The 17,320-nt window shown below is 67.1% G+C and carries 12 protein-coding genes; 9 read left to right on the top strand and 3 right to left on the bottom strand.

Translation table 11 applies throughout. The features are described from left to right. The first annotated feature begins 233 nt into the window (after positions 1-233). The 9 genes from VG561_RS00965 to VG561_RS00925 all read left to right on the top strand — a co-directional run bounded on the left by VG561_RS00965 (position 234) and on the right by VG561_RS00925 (position 10,342). Positions 234-1,262, top strand: coding sequence for an alpha/beta hydrolase-fold protein (locus tag VG561_RS00965; RefSeq protein ID WP_262093992.1), 1,029 nt, complete (start codon positions 234-236; stop codon positions 1,260-1,262). A gap of 122 nt (positions 1,263-1,384) precedes the next feature. Beyond that, positions 1,385-2,761, top strand: coding sequence for an ATP-binding protein (locus tag VG561_RS00960; protein ID WP_262093991.1), 1,377 nt, complete (start codon positions 1,385-1,387; stop codon positions 2,759-2,761). A gap of 51 nt (positions 2,762-2,812) precedes the next feature. After that, the gene (locus VG561_RS00955; RefSeq protein ID WP_049439866.1) at positions 2,813-3,859 is read left to right on the top strand and encodes a heme/hemin ABC transporter substrate-binding protein; all 1,047 of its coding nucleotides are present in this window, start codon (positions 2,813-2,815) and stop codon (positions 3,857-3,859) included. Beyond that, the gene (locus VG561_RS00950) at positions 3,856-4,899 is read left to right on the top strand and encodes a FecCD family ABC transporter permease (protein WP_046430486.1); all 1,044 of its coding nucleotides are present in this window, start codon (positions 3,856-3,858) and stop codon (positions 4,897-4,899) included. Before VG561_RS00955 ends, VG561_RS00950 begins: the two co-directional genes overlap by 4 nt. After that, a complete protein-coding gene (locus VG561_RS00945) occupies positions 4,896-5,657 on the top strand; it encodes a heme ABC transporter ATP-binding protein (RefSeq protein WP_014647097.1) in 762 nt (253 codons plus the stop codon). Before VG561_RS00950 ends, VG561_RS00945 begins: the two co-directional genes overlap by 4 nt. 63 nt (positions 5,658-5,720) lie before the next feature. After that, a complete protein-coding gene (locus tag VG561_RS00940) occupies positions 5,721-6,470 on the top strand; it encodes a hypothetical protein (RefSeq protein ID WP_142234695.1) in 750 nt (249 codons plus the stop codon). A gap of 444 nt (positions 6,471-6,914) precedes the next feature. Next, positions 6,915-8,951 carry an elongation factor G gene (gene fusA / locus VG561_RS00935; RefSeq protein WP_014647099.1) on the top strand — a complete coding sequence of 679 codons (2,037 nt, stop codon included), beginning with the start codon at positions 6,915-6,917 and terminating at the stop codon, positions 8,949-8,951. 252 nt (positions 8,952-9,203) lie between these two features. Further along, on the top strand, positions 9,204-9,476 hold the full coding sequence (locus VG561_RS00930; protein WP_005409616.1) for a hypothetical protein: 273 nt from the start codon (positions 9,204-9,206) through the stop codon (positions 9,474-9,476). Positions 9,477-9,586: 110 nt separating this feature from the next. Next, positions 9,587-10,342, top strand: coding sequence for a SapC family protein (locus tag VG561_RS00925; RefSeq protein WP_032961063.1), 756 nt, complete (start codon positions 9,587-9,589; stop codon positions 10,340-10,342). On the opposite strand, the gene VG561_RS00920 is transcribed toward VG561_RS00925, so the two are convergent. The 3 genes from VG561_RS00920 to VG561_RS00910 form a co-directional block, all read right to left on the bottom strand. Continuing rightward, positions 10,343-12,652: an ATP-binding protein gene (locus VG561_RS00920; protein ID WP_423179285.1), complete on the bottom strand. Its 2,310-nt coding sequence runs from the start codon at positions 12,650-12,652 to the stop codon at positions 10,343-10,345. Positions 12,653-12,666: 14 nt separating this feature from the next. Then, complete coding sequence (locus VG561_RS00915; protein ID WP_232503899.1) at positions 12,667-13,317, bottom strand: response regulator transcription factor; 651 nt, start codon at positions 13,315-13,317, stop codon at positions 12,667-12,669. Between the two features lie 242 nt (positions 13,318-13,559). After that, positions 13,560-17,033 carry a DEAD/DEAH box helicase gene (locus VG561_RS00910; protein WP_142234697.1) on the bottom strand — a complete coding sequence of 1,158 codons (3,474 nt, stop codon included), beginning with the start codon at positions 17,031-17,033 and terminating at the stop codon, positions 13,560-13,562. Positions 17,034-17,320 lie beyond the last annotated feature (287 nt).

Here is a 17,320-nt window from a genome sequence, read left to right as displayed (position 1 = left end):
TGAACGCGACCCGGATGGCGGCAAGTGCCCGCCATCCATGGCTGCGCTGGAAGCGGGGCGATCCAATGCCCCGATGGGCGGCAAAATAGGGGAATTGCTGCCCCTTGCGCAACCCGGGCATGCGCGCGCGTGATACACAGCGTGACGTTTGATCGATGTGATAATCATTCGCGTTTAAGGTAGACTGCGGTCCCTTGTGAACCGGCGGCCCTGGGCCGCTTCTGCCGCCGCTGATGAAGCACTTTGTTCCGCCTTCGCGCCGTGGTCCGCTGGCCCGCGGCTTGGCCGCCTTGATGATGGGTCTGCTCCTGGCCACCCCATATGCCCATGCACAGCAGCGCAACCCGCTGCAGAAAATCGGCCACACCGTACTCGACGAGCCGGCGGCCAGCTATCGCTTCGAGCATTTCGTGGTGGACAGTCCCGACCAGCAACGCCGCTGGCGGGTGAACCTGGCGATTCCGGCCAAGGCCGGCAAGACGCCATCCCCGGTGCTCTACGCGCTGGACGGCAACGCCGTCGCCATGGTCCTGGATCAGCCGTTACTGGCCGAGCTGGCCGCGCGCAAGGCGCCACCGGTGCTGGTGCTGATCGGCTACGACAACGACCTGCGCATCGATTCCAAGGCGCGCACCCGCGACTACACCGCATGGATCGACCGTGCCGACGATGAGAGCGGTACGACCCAGGCGGTCGGCGGTGGTGGTGCGGCCTTCCTGGATGTGATCGAACGCCGCATCAAGCCGGAAGTCGAGCGTCGCGCACGCATCGATACGCAGCAGCAAGCGCTGTGGGGCCACTCGCTGGGTGGATTGTTCGTGCTCAATGCGCTGTACACGCGTCCGGCCGCCTTCCAGTCCTATCTGGCCGCCAGCCCGTCGCTGTGGTGGAGCCAGGGTGCGGCGCTGGGGGATCCGGAACAACAGTTCGTGCAGAACGTGCACGGCCAACCGGCAAGGCTCTGGCTGATGCTGGGCGGTGCCGAGCGTGTCGGTGATCGCGGCAAGCGCGACATGAACAATCCGCGCGTGGTCGCGCACCTGCGCCGCATCGGTGGCGCCACCCCGGATGCGGCGATGCAGCTGTCCGAGCGCTTGGGCAAGGTGCCGGGCCTGAGCGTGCAGTACCGCGAGTTCCCCGGCCTTGGCCACGGCCCGATGCTGCCGGCGTCCTTCCATGCGGCGCTGCATGAGCTGTACGGCGTGACCGATCGCAGCGCCGGCGATGGCGCGCCCAATGGCGGTGACAACGCCGCCGAATGAATCCCTTCGCACGCGCTGCCGTGCGACCCCACTACCCAGGCGAGGCTGCCGACGTGCAGCGGCCCAGGCAACCGATGACCCCCGCGCCACGTGGCGCGGCCTACGTGTGCAAGGAGCCTGCCATGTCGTTCCGTCCGTCTCTCCGTCTTACCTCTCTCGCTGCCGGCCTGCTGCTGGCAGTGACCGCCACCGCGCAGCCGGTGTTCGACCAGCCGGCCAACGCCACCTTCAAGGGTGAGGTCGTCTCACGCGGTGAGAACGTGGTTCCCGGCAGCACCGCCGACGTGGTCGGCCGTGGTTTCGTGCCGGGCCAGAAGGTCAGCCTGCTGCGTGGCGACAGCGTGCTCAACGCACAGCCGGTGGTGGTCGATGCCGATGGCAACTTCAAGACCCAGCTGAGCATTCCGGCCGACGCGGTGCCGGGCACCCACCCGGTGGTGGTGCGCGCCAGCCAGCCGGCTGCGGCCACGGTGCTGAAGCTGCGCGTGTCGCCGCAGTTGCCGCTGTCCGGCCAGGCGCAGTTCGCCACCCGGTCCAGCAAGCTGGTGCCGGGCCTGTACCAGTCCGCCTACAGCGCCGCCAGCAACGCAGTGTTCGTGACCTCGGCGGTGGGTCGCCCGCCGGTGACCCAGTCGCAGCTGCTGAAGCTGGACCCGACGTCGCTGAAGGTGACCAGGGCGATCACCCCGGCGCAGGTGCCGGGCAGCACCAATGGTGCGGTGTACGCGGTCTACGGCGTGGGCGTGGATGACACCAACGGCAATGTCTGGGTGACCAACACCCGCCAGAACTCGATCGCGGTCTACCGGCAGAAGGACCTGTCGCTGGTCCACCAGTTCCCGGCCGACACTGTGCCGCACGCGCGCGACGTGGTGGTCGATGGCACCCGCGGCAAGGTGTTCGCCTCGGCCACGGGCGAGGACCACCTGTCGGTGTTCGACGCCAGGACCTTCAAGGAGCTGCCGGCAGTGACGCTGGAATCCGGCGTGGACGACGGCACGTTCACCCCGATGAGCCTGGTGCTGGACGAGAAGGGCGGCAAGCTGTTCACCGTCAGCATCGGCACCCCGGAAGCGGCGGTGATCGATGTGGCCAGCGGCAAGGTCGAGAAGGTCATCGATCTGGGCAATTCGATCAGTGCCTCGGGCGTGGCCTTCGATGCGGCACGCAACCGCCTTTACGTCGCCTCGCAGGGCACCGACAACCTGCTGATCGTCGACGTGGCTGCCGGCAAGGTGCTGCATGACGTGCCGGTCGGCGCCGGTGCGCTGAACGTCGCCTTCGATGATGCCTCCGGCCTGGCCTATGTCAGCAACCGTGGCGCTGGCACGGTCACCGTGGTGAATGGTGACGGCAAGGTGGTCGCCAATCTTGATGGCGGCACGCTGCCGAACCACGTCGGCGCCGATGGCAAGGGCAACGTGTTCGCGGTGAACAAGTCGCGCGGCGCTGAGGACCCGAAGGGTGACCGCATCACCCGCATCACCCCGAAGCAGTAAGTCACACGGTGGGGCGGCGTGCGCGCCGCCCTGCCAGCAAGGAGAACGAGCATGAACATCGCGTCCCGTCTGCGCCTGTGTGCGCTTCCGTTGGCTGTTTCGCTGGTACTGGCCGCCTGTGGCGGCGCGTCGACACCGCCTGATGGCCAGAAGGCCGCCGAGCCGCCCGCCGCACCGGCCGCTGCCGAAACCGCGTTGCCGGCAGGCTGGCAGCGCGTGGCCGGTGCCGAGCTGCCGGCCGTGCATGACCAGAAGGCGATGCTGCCGGCCAAGGTGCATTCCGATGACGGCGCCGATATCGAGGTGACCGATACCAGCCGGATCATTGCCGGTGGCGACGACGTCATCGCGGTGATCGAAGCACTGGGGCTGGGCACGCAGGTATTCGCCGCGCCGACCAACACCACCACCCAGGCCGGCCTGGCCGCGCCGCACCAGTTCCTGTTCAACCGCACCACCGGCGTGGAGGGCGTGCTGAGCCTGCAGGGCTCGCTGTTCCTCGGCAACAGCCTGCGCCGCCACACCGAGCTGGCCAAAAAGCTGCGCGAAGTCGGTGAGCCGGCGGTGGTCATCGATGATCTGCAGCCGGCCCCGGACAAGGTGCGCAAGGTCGCCGCCGCACTAGGGCTGGCCGAAGCGGGGCAAACATTGGCCACGCAGGTGCAGCGCCAGCTCGACGAGGCTGCAGCGATTGGCAAGGGCCTGGGCCATGCGCCACGACTGATCCACGTATCGGCCACCGGCGCTGGCGGCTCGCCCACTGTTGCCGGTGCCGACAGCGCGTCAGCGCAGCTGATCGCGCTGGCCGGCGGCATCAACATCGGCACCGAGGCCGGGGTGAAGAACTACTCGCAGCTGAGCAACGAGGGGGTGGTCGCCGCGGCACCGGAGGTGATCCTGGTGACCGAGCATGACCTGCGGCTGTTCGGCGGTGCCGAAGGCCTGTGGAAGGCGTACCCGACGCTGAAGCAGACGCCGGCCGGGCAGGCCAATCGGGTCTGGGTGATGCCGGATGTGCAGCTGAAGTACACCAGCGTGGGTTCTGGTGCGGGCGCGCTGGCGCTGGCCAAGGCCCTGGCGGCGTTGCCGGAGGCATGAGTCCGGCGGATCGGCGCCGCCGTCGCGGGCGGACGATGTTGATGGTGGCGTTGCTGGCGCTGCTGGGGGCAGTGCTGGCGTCGTTCGCCGTGGGTCCGTTGCGGTTGCCGCCGCTGGAGGTGATGCAGGCGCTGGCGGTGAAGCTGGGCCTGCTTGACCCAGGGGCAGTCAGCAGCCGTGATCTGGCCGTGGTCTGGCAGCTGCGCATTCCGCGCGCCCTGTTGGGCGCGATGGTCGGTGCGTCGCTGGCGATGGCCGGTGCCAGCCTGCAGGGCCTGTTTGGCAATCCGCTGGCCGACCCCGGCATCGTCGGTGTCAGCCAGGGTGCTGCGCTGGGTGCGGTGGCTGCCATTGTTCTCGGCGCTGCCGGTGCGGCCGGCTGGCTGGTGCCGGTGGCAGCCTTCGTCGGCGGCGCGCTGGCGATCGGCCTGACCTATGCGCTGGCCCGGCCCGGCAAAGGCAGTGGGAATGCCACGCTGCTGCTGGTCGGCATCGCGATGGCCGCGTTCTGCTCGGCGCTGATCGGTTTCCTTACTTACATCGCCAGCGAAAGCGAGCTGCAGTCGCTGGTGTTCTGGCAGATGGGCTCGCTGGCGCGCGCCAACTGGGCCGACGTGGCCGCGGTGGTGCCGCTGTTTGCGCTCGGCGTGTTTGCGCTGCAGCGACTGGCCACGCCGCTGGACATGCTGGCGCTGGGTGAGCGCCAGGCGCAGCACCTGGGGCTGGACGTGACCCGTACGCGGCGTCGCCTGGTCGCGTTCAGTGCGCTGCTGGTGGGCGCAGCGGTGGCGTTCGCGGGCTCGATCAGCTTCGTCGGCCTGGTGGTGCCGCACGTGGCGCGACTGCTGGTCGGCCCGGGTCATCGCTGGCTGCTGCCGTTGTCCGGGCTGCTCGGTGCGCTGCTGATCGTGGTGGCCGACACCGCCGCACGCACGCTCGATCCACCTGCGGAGATTCCGCTGGGCCTGTTCTCGGCCGCGCTGGGTGCGCCGTTCTTCCTCTGGCTGGTGCTGCAGCAGCGCCGCAAGGCGGCGCCATGAGCGTGCTGCTGAAGCTGCACGAGGTGGTGGTGCGCCGCCAGCAGCGCGAGATCCTGCATGGCATCTCGCTGGCGTTCGAGCCGGGCACGGTGACCGCGCTGGTTGGCCCGAACGGCGCGGGCAAGTCTACGTTGCTGGCGGTGGCGGCCGGTGACCTGCGCGCCGATGCGGGGGAGGTGAGCCTGCTGGGCAAGCCGTTGGCCAGTTACAAGGCCGGGCCGCTGGCACGCGAGCGCGCGGTGATGCCGCAGGAGCATGGCGTGCGCTTCGCCTTCAGCGTGGAAGAAGTGGTGGCGATGGGACGGTTGCCGCATCCGCCGGATCCGCGTGTGGACGATGCACGGGTGGAAGCTGCCATCGATGCCGCCGAACTGCAGGCGCTACGCCTGCGCGAAGTGCAGCAGCTGTCCGGTGGCGAGTCCGCCCGGACCACGTTCGCGCGCGTGCTGGCGCAGGACACGCCGCTGCTGTTGCTTGATGAACCGACCGCGGCGCTGGATCTTCGCCACCAGGAGCGTACGTTGCGCAGTGTGCGTGCCTGTGCCGAAGCCGGTGCGTGCGTGATCGTGGTGCTGCACGATCTGAACCTGGCCGCCGGCTATGCCGACCGCATCGTGCTGTTGGAGCAGGGCAGGGTGGCGGCCGATGGCACGCCGCTGCAGGTACTCACCGAAGACAACCTGCAGCGGGTCTATCAGCAGGATGTGGTGGTGCTGGAGCATCCGCGGCGCGGGGTGCCGTTGGTGGTGGTGACGTAGTCCGGATCTGCTTCCGTCGCCGCGTATCATGTCTGACCGGTATTCCCTCAATGGACTGATGCAATGATCTGTAGCATTTCGCGCGGCACGCTGCTGGCCGTGTTGGTTGGCTTCGCAGGCGCTGCGACTGCGGCTTCCACCTCTCCGGTTTCGCTGGCCGATGCGGCGGAGAATGCCTCGCTGATCGAGATACGGCATTCCGCTGGCGCGGGTTCTCCTGTTGCGTCCATCCGGACGCAGTACTTCGCCAGCGAGGAAATGTCCGTGAGTTGGGATGACCAGCAGGTGCTGGTGCTTTGCAAGGAGGCGGCATACCTGCAGATTCCCCCTGCCAAGCTCAAGGCCGCTGCGTTGAGCACCGAGCAGCGGCAGATGATCGTCTACCAGGCGCTGATGTCCGGCCTGGGTGCTGTCGCGGGCGTGGTCGGGCCGGCGGGCGAGATGGTGGCTGTGGCGGATGACGGAAGCGAGACCCGCAGCATTGGTGAAAGCCATTGGGCGTACGGTATCGAGCGCTACGACGTCACCACCCAGCGCATGCCGGGCGGCGCGCTGCGTGTGCATTCCCGCAAGACCGAGACCGTGAACACGACGCCCCCGGCGAGCCCGGACGACACGTTCAGCACCGAGGATGACCAGGCGGCACGCCTGTCCGAACTGGCGCCGGTGGGGAGCTGGACCGAGGTGCTGATCCATGGTGGCCCGCAGCTGCCGCACATTGACCCGGCGACGTCGCTGAAGGGGTGGATTTCGATGGGGGATGACCAGGCGGCGACCGTGGCCGAGGCGCGCACGCTGCACGGCTGCAAGTAAGGGCTGAGAGGAGGCAGATCCCTTTGGCCAGGGTCAAAGGGATCTGACCCCGATCATTGTCGGCCTCATCGTTCCATTTATGTTTGCAATATTCACTTGCGTGCCAGATTGGCAGGTCTAGAATGCGCCCCATGAACCGGATGCCGCTCCTGAAGTTTTTCACCCTGACCCGCGCCAACGCGGAACGGGCGTGTCTGCCTGGAGCCCCACGAGGCCGTTGAAGCGGCCATCGCTGGACCTTCGACAGAGCGCCCCCCGGGGCGCTCTTTTTGTTTTTGTTTTTTTTGTTAGTCGACTAACAGTCGACTCTACCCAGTCGACGCTACCCAGTACTGCAAAGGAGAACGTGCCATGCACCAGATCGCCGAGACCGAACGCTAGCCGCGCACCCTGTCGCCAACCGGGGGGCGCGGCCCCTGAAGTTGGCTTTGCAGGAACCTCTATATGAACACCCAAGTCCTTTCCCGTCGTCGCAACCTTGGCATCATTGCCCACATCGACGCCGGCAAGACCACGCTGACCGAACGCCTGCTGTGGAAAAGCGGCGAGATCCACCGCGTCGGTGAAGTGCACGACGGCAACGCGACCACCGATTTCTCGGCGATCGAACGCGAACGCGGCATCACCATCGGCGCTGCCGCCGTGCAGGCGCAGTGGGCGCCGCGCGACCTGCCGCCGCATCGGCTGACCCTGATCGACACCCCTGGCCACATCGACTTCGCCATCGAGGTCGAGCGTTCACTGCGCGTGCTCGACGGCGCCGTGGCCGTGTTCTCGGCCGTGGATGGCGTGCAGCCGCAGTCCGAAACCGTGTGGCGCCAGGCGCGTCGCCACCGCGTGCCGCTGATCGCTTTCGTCAACAAGATGGACCGCGTCGGCGCTTCGTTCGAGCGCGTGCTGGAGCAGCTGCAGGACAAACTGCGGGCGCGGCCGTGGGCGCTGGGCGTGCCGTTGGGCAGCGAAAGTGGCTTCAACGGCTGGGTCGATCTGGTCGATGAGCGCGTGCTGCAGTGGCAGGATGGTGCCGCAACCACGGTGACCCCGTGGGACCAAGCGGCGCGGGCCCAGTGGCAAGCCCAACGCGATGCGCTGGTCGAGGCCGTGGCCGATCACGATGAGCAACTGGCCGATGCCTGGCTGGAAGGTCGCGTGATCGATGCCGGGCAGCTGCGCGCGGCGATCCGCCGGGCGACGCTGGCGGGTGCGGGCGTGCCCGTGCTGGCCGGTGCTGCGTTCAAGGACAAGGGTATCGAGACGCTGCTGGACGCCGTGGTCGATTACCTGCCGTCGCCGCTGGATCGCCCTGCCGTCAGCGCCGAAAGCGATGAGGGCGAGGTCGTGCTGCCGCCGGACCCGGACGGTCCGCTGGCCGGCCTGCTGTTCAAGATCACCCACCAGCAGCACGGCGCGTTGAGCTTCGTGCGGCTGTACTCGGGCACCTTGAAGGTGGGTGATGCGGTGGCCAGTTCGCAGCATCCGCAGGGGCGGCGTGTCAGTCGCCTGGTGCGGGTGCAGGCCGACCAGACCCACGACATCGAACAGGCCGTGGCCGGTGACATCGTTGCAGTGCTGGGCTGGAAGGATGCGGTCAGTGGTGAAACGCTGAGCGGTCGTGCGCAGCCGCTGCGCCTGGAGAACATCCAGGCACAGGCACCGGTGCTGGCGTGGCGGTTGGAGCCGGCGCGTGCGGCCGACCTGATCCGGATGGCACAGGGTTTGGCCAGCCTGGCCCAGGAAGATCCCTCGTTCCGCGTCGAAACCGATCGCGACACGGCGGAGACCCTGGTCTGGGGCATGGGCGAACTGCACCTGGAGGTGATGGTCGAGCGCCTGCGCAGCGAATGGAAGGTCGACGTAGGCGTAGGTGCGCCGCGCGTGGCCTACCAGGAGACGCCGATGCGTGCGATGACCGGCGTCGTCGGGCGGCTGGTCAAGCAGACCGGCGGCCAGGGCCAGTTCGCGCACGTGGTGCTGGATGTATCGCCGCGCGAGGACGACCAGGTCGTATTCAACGACCGCATCGTCGGTGGCGTGGTGCCGCGCAGCTTCATCGCGGCGGTGGAGAAAGGTGTGCGTGCTGCGCTGTCGGAAGGCCCCCAGGGCCATCCGGTGGTCGGCATCGAGGTCAGTCTTGTCGATGGCCAGACCCATGCCAAGGACTCCTCGGAGATGGCGTTCCATCGCGCAGGCGCCGAGGCGATCAAGGCGGCGCTGGCCGAAGGCGGCACGCAGCTGCTGGAGCCGGTGATGGCGGTGACGGTGCATTCGCCGTCAGCGTCGGTGGGTGATGTGGTCGGCGACCTCAACCGCCGCCATGGTCGCATTGCCCGCATCGACGATCAGGATGGTCGCGCCGAGGTCAGTGGCTTCGCACCGCTGGCGCAGCTGGTGGGCTATACCACCTCGCTGCGTTCGCTCAGCCAGGGGCGGGCCAGCAGCGAGGCGCACCTGCATGGCTACGAGCCGGTGCGCGCTGCATGAAGAAGGTGAGGGGAGCCCGTTCGCGGGCTCCCTTTTTTGTGGGTTCGGGTTTCCGCATCCATGCATGGCGTGGATCTACCGGGTGATCGGGTCGCGAGCTCTGCACTAGATCCACGCCATGCGTGGATGGGGCCCTCGCGATGCGTTTTTTTGCATTGCGATGCAACAAAACTGCAGAAAAAGCTGGATTAAAGTGATGCCTCACGATAAATTGCGCACCCCCCGTTGCTCGCCGCCGCCCGCACCCCTCTCATGCGTGATGACAAAGACCCCGGAACCCTGGAGCTGACCCTGCCGCGCAAGCGCGGTCGTCCGCCCAAGTTCGGGTATGCGATGAGCGATGCGCAGCGGGCCGCACGCTATCGTGCGCGCCGGGCAGGGCAGGCCAACCACGCCGATGTGCGCTCCTGCAGCGACATGGTGCTGCTGGACAAGATCCGTGCAGCGGTGAGCGCGCGCGACACCGAACTGGCCGGGTTCCTGGTCCACGTGCTCTGGCAGCGCTACCCCCTGCAGCTGAAATAGTTCGCTGGCGGGGTGGCCGTTGTCATCGAGCTTGTTGATAATGCGGGATTCAGGTTGTTCCCGCTGGCGTGCCCGGGATGGCAGGCGCGCATGATCGAACGGTTCCCAAGATGACCACCACCAGCGACACCACCACCGAAGCGGCGCCGAGCGGCGCTCCCCTGTTCTATACCCGTCCGGTGCCGCTGCAGGCCGATGTGCACGCCGATCTGCGCATCCTGCCGGGCAAGCTCGAGTTCGCCGCCGGCAACAACGCCATTCCGCTGGTGCTGGGCGAGTTCTCGCTGGCGCTGCATCATTTCCCGATCCTGTTCGCCGGCCCCGGTGCGGTTCCGATGGCTGCCGTCGGCGTGTCCGACCAGAACCTGTTCATCAAGGACGGCCTGTGGGAAGACGAGGCCTATATTCCGGCCTACCTGCGCCGCCACCCCTTCATCTTCATCGACACCGGCGCGGAGAATGACTTCCTGCTGGGCATCGACGAAGAAAGCCCGCGCGTGGTCAAGGGCGGCGAGGAAGGCCAGCCGCTGTTCGTTGACGGCAAGGCCACCGAAATGGTGCAGCAGGCGCTGGAGTTCTGCGGCCAGTACACCCGCGAGCACGAACAGACCTTGGCCTTCTCCAAGGCCCTGACCGACAACGGCCTGCTGGTCGAGCGCAACGCCACCGTGCGTACCCCGGATGGCCGCGAGTTCAACCTCAATGGCTTCCTGGTGGTGGACGTCGAGAAGTTCGTTGCGCTGCCGGAAGCCACCGTGGTCGAGTGGCACCGCAGCGGCTGGCTGGCACTGATCCACCAGCACCTGATGTCGCTGGGTCGCTTCAATGACCTGACCCGTCGCCAGGTCGAGCGCCTGGCCGCCTGATCAAGGCATTGGCAGGGTTCCCGCTGGGCGGGAGCCCTGTCCGGCCTTCAGCACGTCCAGCAGGCGCCGCGCATCGGCCCAGTCCGGCGCGGCGTCATGCGCCAGGTCGACCAGCTCCGCCGCGATGGCCGCATGCTCGCATTGGCCCAGCATCTGCAGCGTGCCCTGCAATCGGTGCGCGTGATGGCCCAGTGCCGATGCATCCGCTCGATCAATAACCCGCTCCATGTTGCCGAGCTCATCGTGGATGTCGGCGATGTAGGCCGCGTCCATGTCAATCGTCTGCGCGGCTGCGCCCGGGCCCTCTGGTCGCGCAATGCCGAGCGCAGGCAGCAGCTGGGCGGCGCGCAGCGGCTTGGCCAGCACCGCGTCGAAGCCCGAGCGGTGGCAGCGTGCGCGATGACGCCGTCCGGTGCGGGCAGACAATGCGATCAGGCGAACGGTGCGCCCGGCAGACCCGCGTAGCTCGCGCGCCAGCACGTGACCATCGGCGCCAGGCAACCCAATGTCGATCAGAGCAGCGGAGCGGGGCTGTCGTGCCTGTTCGGCCAGGGCACTGGCCGCATCTTTCACGGCGCACACCTCTGCGCCCCAGCGCCGCAGCTGTTCGGCGATCACGTGGCGATTGAGCTCGTGGTCCTCGACCAGCAGCAGGTGCAGTCCGGCCAGTGGCGTATCGCCCACGGGCATGTCCTGGGCATCCACGCCGGTGCCAGCCGGGCACACCGGCAGGCGCAGGATGAAGCGACTGCCACGGCCCAGCACGCTGTGCACGGTGAGGTCGCCGCCCATTGCGCGGGCCAGCTCGCGCGCGATGGAAAGCCCCAGCCCACTGCCGCCACGCCGCTGTCCGCTGCTGCCTTGCTGGAAAGGCTGGAACAGGGTGGCTACCTGCGCCGGCGCGATGCCGATGCCGCTGTCGATCACCTCCAGCAGCAGCGCCCGAGGACGCGCCGCCGGCATCAGTTGCAGGCGCAGCTCGATGCGGCCGGAATCGCTGAACTTCACTGCGTTCGCCAATAGATTGCTGGCAATCTGGCGTAGCGCATCGGCGTCCACCAGGATGTTCGACGGGGATGCGCCCTGGGCATCGAGATGCAGCTGCAGGCCTTTCCGCTGGGCCTGTGGCCGGATCGCCTCCAGAGCCTGCCGGCACAGCTGGGTTGCATCGCAGGGTTGCGCATGCGGCTTGAAAGCGCCGCTCGCAAGGCGCGAAAAATCCAGTGCGCGATTCAACAGGCTGCGCAGGGATTGGCTGGCGCTGCTGGCAGCGGCGAGCAGGTCACGCTCGCCCTTGGGCAATGTCGATTGCCCCAGCAGCTCGATCGAGGTCAGCACGGCCTGCGCCGAGTTGCGCATCTCGTGGCTGATCACGCCGATGGCATGCGCGCTGCTTCGGTCACCGCGCGCCCGCAGGTGGCGCATTGCGAGCCACAGCAGCGGCAGGGCAATCAGCAGTGGGGCCAGCAGCAGCCACCCGCGCGGGGGCGACGCCTGCATCCAGTCCAGTGCATTCCCGGCCGCGGCAGGCAGGGTCTGGCCTGCCCATAGGTGGAGCAGGCTTGCGTGCTCTTCCAGTGTGATCTCCCGCAATGCCTGTTCGATGCGCCCGAGCAGTTGCTGGTCTTCCCGACGAACCAGCAGGTAAAGGTCGGTGGAGAAACCGCTATCGAACGGCTGCAGGCGCAGGCTGCCATTGAAATGGCGTCGAACCAGGGGGCGCAGCGTGGGCTCCAGGCCAATCGCCACGTCCGCCACGCCGGCTTCGACTGCCGCCAGTGCTGCATGCCGGTCTGGCAGCTGCCGCAGCCGGACCTGCGGGTGATGCGCGTGCAGCCAGCTGGCGTAGGGCCCGCCTTCAACGACGGCGATGACCCGGCCGTCGAGTTCGCGCATCTCCCGTGGCAGCCACTCGCCGGCGCGTCCGGCCAACAGGGTGGCGCCGCCACGGAACGGGGTGGACGCGGCAAGGCCGGGGCAGGGCAGCGCCTGGTGCCTTGCGCCGCCAAACACCATGACCAGGTCAGCCTCGTGATGGCATACAGCGAGGATCGATGCGGCGGTTGTCGGGTAGGGGTGTTCCAGGAAACGGAATTGGGCGTGCCGCGCCACCAGGTTGGCATAGCCATGGGCGAGCGTTGGCGGTGATGACGGATCGGCCAGGGCCGCGGGCAGGGGGCGCAGGGAGGGAGTCGTGGCGACCCGTACAGTGCTGCCCGGCAGCCAGCGTGGCGAGCGGATATCTTCGGCCGAGGCAGCCGGCAGGAGAAGGAGCGCCAGCAGCCCCGTGGACAGGAAGCGGCGGCGCAACGGCGGCTGGCGCCTCACGGTGTCTCCAGTCGTTCGCGCAGTGCGTAGATTTCCACGTCGCTGCGCAATCCCAGCTTGCGCAGCACAGCCACCTTCTGCGTGCTGACAGTCTTGATGCTGCGGTGCCGCCGCAATGCGATCTCGGAGACCGTCAAGCCTTCCAACAGCAGGCCGAGTACTTCGCGCTCGTTGCGGCTGAGCTCGCCGCGATCGCCGGCCAGCCTGACGTCCGGTGGAACCCGGGTCAGGCCCTGGGAAACACGTACGATGGCGTCGGACAATGCAGCAAGCGGTTCCGCCTTGCTGACGAATCCGTTGAGTCCGGCATCGATCAGGCTGTTGAGGTTGGTGGTGGGGCAGAGCGTGGCGAAGGCCAGCAATGGCGTGCGCGGGAATTCCCGGCGCAGCAGCGCAACCAGCTCGAGGCTACCCAGGTCGTCACGGGCAAGCGTGAGATCGATGATGGCCACATCCACTGGTGTGCGTTGCAGGCTGCAGAGCAGTTCGTTGCTGCAACCGTGGCTGGCGACGATGTCGAAGCGGAGATCGCCTGACAGGTGCAGGGCGGTGCCGCGACGGACGACTTCGTGATCGTCCAGGAGCGCCAGGCGAAGCCGACGCGGTGCAGGAAATCCATTCATGCGCGGGAGGTGGTCGGCGCCCATGGGCGTGGCCGCCATTCTGGCGCCGCTGTCGCGTCGAACATCGAATTCGTTGCGTTTTTACGACTATTCCTAAAGATCGATGGACGCAGTTGATCGGCCGGGGCTTACGCATTCGTGACGTAAATGGATGGGGTGCTGCAGGCGTCCCGTCGTGGCTGCCGGAACCATTAATGTGACGCGTCACGCCGGCGTGACCCTGCGCCCCTGACCTGACTGGTTGACGCCGTCAGGGCAGGGCAGGGCTATCGAGTCTGCACGCGGGGGATCGACATGCGACCCAGGAACTGCGCCGGGGTGATGCGGGGCAACTGTTTGGCATGGGCGTCTGAGAAGTGGCGCAGGCCGCCCCAGAGTGCGGTGTCTCCGATCAGGAAGCAGCGGTGCTGGGCACGGGTGACGGCGACGTTGAGCAGATTGGGCTTGCTGGAGGCCCAGTGCGCCGCGCCCACCGTGTCCGTGTCGCAGCCCAGGACCATCCAGACAATGCTTTCCTCCTTGCCCTGGAAGGTGTGCACGGTGCCGACGCGCTCCCTGCACCACGTGCGCAGTTCGGTGGTGCGTGGCGCCTGCGTGCCGGGTGGGGCATCCGGGCCAAGCCAGGCGTCCTGGCTCCGCAATCGCTCGAGCAGGGCATTCTTGATGCGCTTGAAGGGCGAAATGATGTAGACCGGGGGAAGGCTTCCGGTGCTGTGGTAGAGCGCGGCCAACGCCTGCTGCACCAGGTCGATCTGGCACGGCACGACCTGCTTGTCGCTGGTGCGGCCGGGGGCGTGTACCCAGGCGCTGCTGCCGATGTCCAGGCTGTCGGCGGGTGGCCGCGCCGCACTGGGTTCCCAGGGGTTGGAGAAGATCATCTTCCCCTCGTAGGCAATCGTGTTGGCAATGGAGAACATCGGTTCGACGCAGCGACGATGCACGCGCAGCGGACTGCCGATCCAGAGCGGCGAGCCGCCGGACTCCATGCGGGCACCGAGCGGGTTGGCCTCGTCGGCCAGTACCTGTACGGAGGTCTTGTCGGGCGAGACGTTCACGCCTGCGGGCAGTGCGCTGGTTCGGCCCAGCGCCTGCAGCAGCTTGACCGGCACGGTGAACACCGGCTCGATCTGCAGCGGATCACCCACCACGACCGCGCGCCTGGAGCGCAGCAGTGCACCGACTGCCGCCTGCGGCACGGCCTGGCCAGCTTCATCGATGAACAGCCAGCCGATCGAGTCCGGCCCGAGGTGGCGGAACTGGCGTGCGACCGAGGCGAACGTGCTGGAGACAACCGGCACGATCATGAACAGGCTCTGCCAGATGGCCAGCGCATCGCGTGGCTCCTGCAGCCGCTTGCCACTCAGCAGGTGGCACAGTGCAATGACATTCTGGGCGAAGCCGCCGCCCTTCTGCACCACTTCGTGCAGCCAGGCCTGGTGAAGCTGCAGTGCCGCCACGAAGAGGTTGGCGCGCTGCTCGTTGAGCTGCTCGCTGTTCCAGACTCCCTTGATCTGCCAGTCCTGATCTTCCAGTTCGGCCGCGTCGGCGGGATGGGACGCGGTGCCGAATTCGGCTTTCAGTTGTTCGAGCTGTTGCGTCATTCCAGCCCATTGCTGCGCCCGTGCCTGCGCGGCGGCCGATGCCTCGGCCAGGGTGCTCGCGGTTCGGCCCAGGTGCTGTTGCGCCGTATCACATTGCGTCCCGAGTTCGAGCCCGCGCTGGGTCCATCGGTGTTGATGATCTGCGTTCTGCACCATTGCGGCCGCATGGCTGTGCGCGCGCTGCCGGTCAAAGATGCGGGCCCACCAGCCAGGCTTCTCTTCCTTGAGCAGGATGCGTTGCGCCTTGAGCAGGGCGAGCTGTTCATCGGATCTGCTGCGCTGGCCCTCGAGTGCACGGCACTGCTGTGCAGCTTCCTCATGCGCGCGCTGTGCATCGCGAAGCTGAGAAGTCGTTTGCCGGCAGAAGCTCTCCTCATCGTTGCCGCTGATTTCACGGCTGAGCGAGGCGAGCCGATCAAGCTTTTCGACCAGGCCATTGACGATCGCATCGGCCTTGCCGAACGCCTGCCTGGCCTGCTGGAAGCTCATGGCTGCTGGGTTGTCCCGCCACTCCCAGAGCGACTGGTGGCGGGCGCGGTCGTAGCCCTTCGGGGTTTTGCCATCTTTTGGGGCGCTCCTGCTGATGGCCCGCACAAGTGCCTCGCGGTTGGCCTTCCTGCCCAGCGCACAGCTGATCAACCCCCAGGCATCGCTGTCTGCCGCCGGTCGTTCATAGGCGCCCCTGCCGTTCCATTCGAGCAGGTTGCGGGCCAGTGGCCGCAGGTAGTCGAAGGTCACGTCCCCTGTGCTGTTGCGCCAGCGCGACCCTCCGGGCTTGCCCAGTGACCGGCTCTTCGGCAGGTCACGCGAAATATTCTCCACGGCGGCATTGTTCGACGATGCGACCACCATCTCGAAGCCGGTCAGGTCGGCCTTCAGTGGCGAGACCCTGCACGGCTTCTCACCTTCGAAGTTCACTTCGCGGGCTGGGCCGAGCGCAGCGGCTGGCGTCGCGTACTGTGACAATGCACGTGCACGCCGCACGATGTTCTCAGCGAAGACCTCACGCAACAGCGTGGTCTTCCCGGTTCCGGGCGGGCCATTGACCGAGAAGATGCCTGAATCGCGCACCTGCTCGAAGATGCTGTTCACAGCGAACTGCTGCATCAGGCTCATCGTGTGTGCAGGATCGCCGGGCCAGTGGCCCCGATTGATGTGGCGCGGGCGCAGCCGGTCGGCAATCAGCGCATGGCCTTCTGGGGTGTAAAGGTCTTCGCGTCGGCTTTCAGGCAATGGGCTCAGATAGGCGCGTAGCGGCGCACTGGCCTTGCCCTGGTCGAGTGCGCCGATGGCCCGCGCGATATCCTCGACGAAGAAACTGTTGAGGATGCTGATCTCCGCGTCCTCTTCGGGCTGGGCCTCGTCGTCCTCGACGTCGTCCGCTTCCGCCGTTGGCTCGTTGTCCGGCCCTGGGGGTGTGGCTTTTGCTGCCCGTTCCGGCTTCGGCTTGTCTTCAACGCTTTTCGCCCGGATGACCAGCAGCGGAGCGGACGCGTCGCCCGCGGAAGGGTCATGACCCGACCAGTTGCACAGGATGTCGAGCAGGCGCAACAGGTCGTCGGGGCTGCAGGGCGTTGGGCCCTCACCCTGTCCGGCGGGGGTGGCAGCGGCGCTGCGGAACGTTGCTACGTCGCGCTTGAGTGCTTCAAGGCTTGCCTGGAAGGCGTCGAAGTCCAGGCCCTGCAAGCCACGCCTGGAGATCGTGCCCAGTGCCCACGGAACGGTCGATACCGAGATTTCACCCAGCTGCAGCACGCCCTCGGCGCTTGCCCGCAGGCTGGCCGCGCAGGTCAGGCCTTCCAGTTCGGCCCGTTCGTCCTGTTCCAGCGACTCGTCTCCGCTTGGCGTCTCAGCCAGTACCCGCTGGGTGATATCGGCCAGCTGGGCTTTGTCGAATATGCCGAGGTAGACATCGAATCCGCTCAGCCTGCGACCGAATGGCAGGGGTGGGGACCACAGATCCTTCGGGTCCAATCGCTCGAGCTGATCCCTGGACAGCTGCCGTACGCTCCAGTCCGCGTCCTTCGACTCAAGGACCTGGCCCTGCAGATCGTAGGGTATGAAGAACTCAACCCTGTGCCAGAAGCTGAGGATCGCGCGATGACTGGCCTGCAACGTGTTGCGTCGTTCTTCCTTCAACTGCCTGTTCCTTCCATTGTGAAATCCGCCACGACCGGAATGCACCCTTCGTCGGCCATTGTGGCCCGCGCGCACAGCCCTGTATTGGCCATTAGCGGCCGCCGCGGTCGAGTCTTGAGTGTTCGCGACCCCGGCGCCAGCTACTGCAGGCAGGGCAGGGGCGGCGTCGCTGTACGCACGGGTCCGGCAGCGGCTGCGCGCATGCTGGATGAACAATGCGGCAGCGGTGATGAATGCGACATCCGGCGCAAGCAGATGTCGACACGCCCTGCCGTCAGCAGGTGCTG

Origin of the sequence: Stenotrophomonas sp. CASM110, from assembly GCF_049384345.1 — a bacterium.
Classification (GTDB): Bacteria; Pseudomonadota; Gammaproteobacteria; order Xanthomonadales; family Xanthomonadaceae; genus Stenotrophomonas; species Stenotrophomonas muris.
The sequence above is the reverse complement of the archived record's forward strand: the minus strand, read 5'-3'. Positions and strand labels throughout refer to the sequence as shown.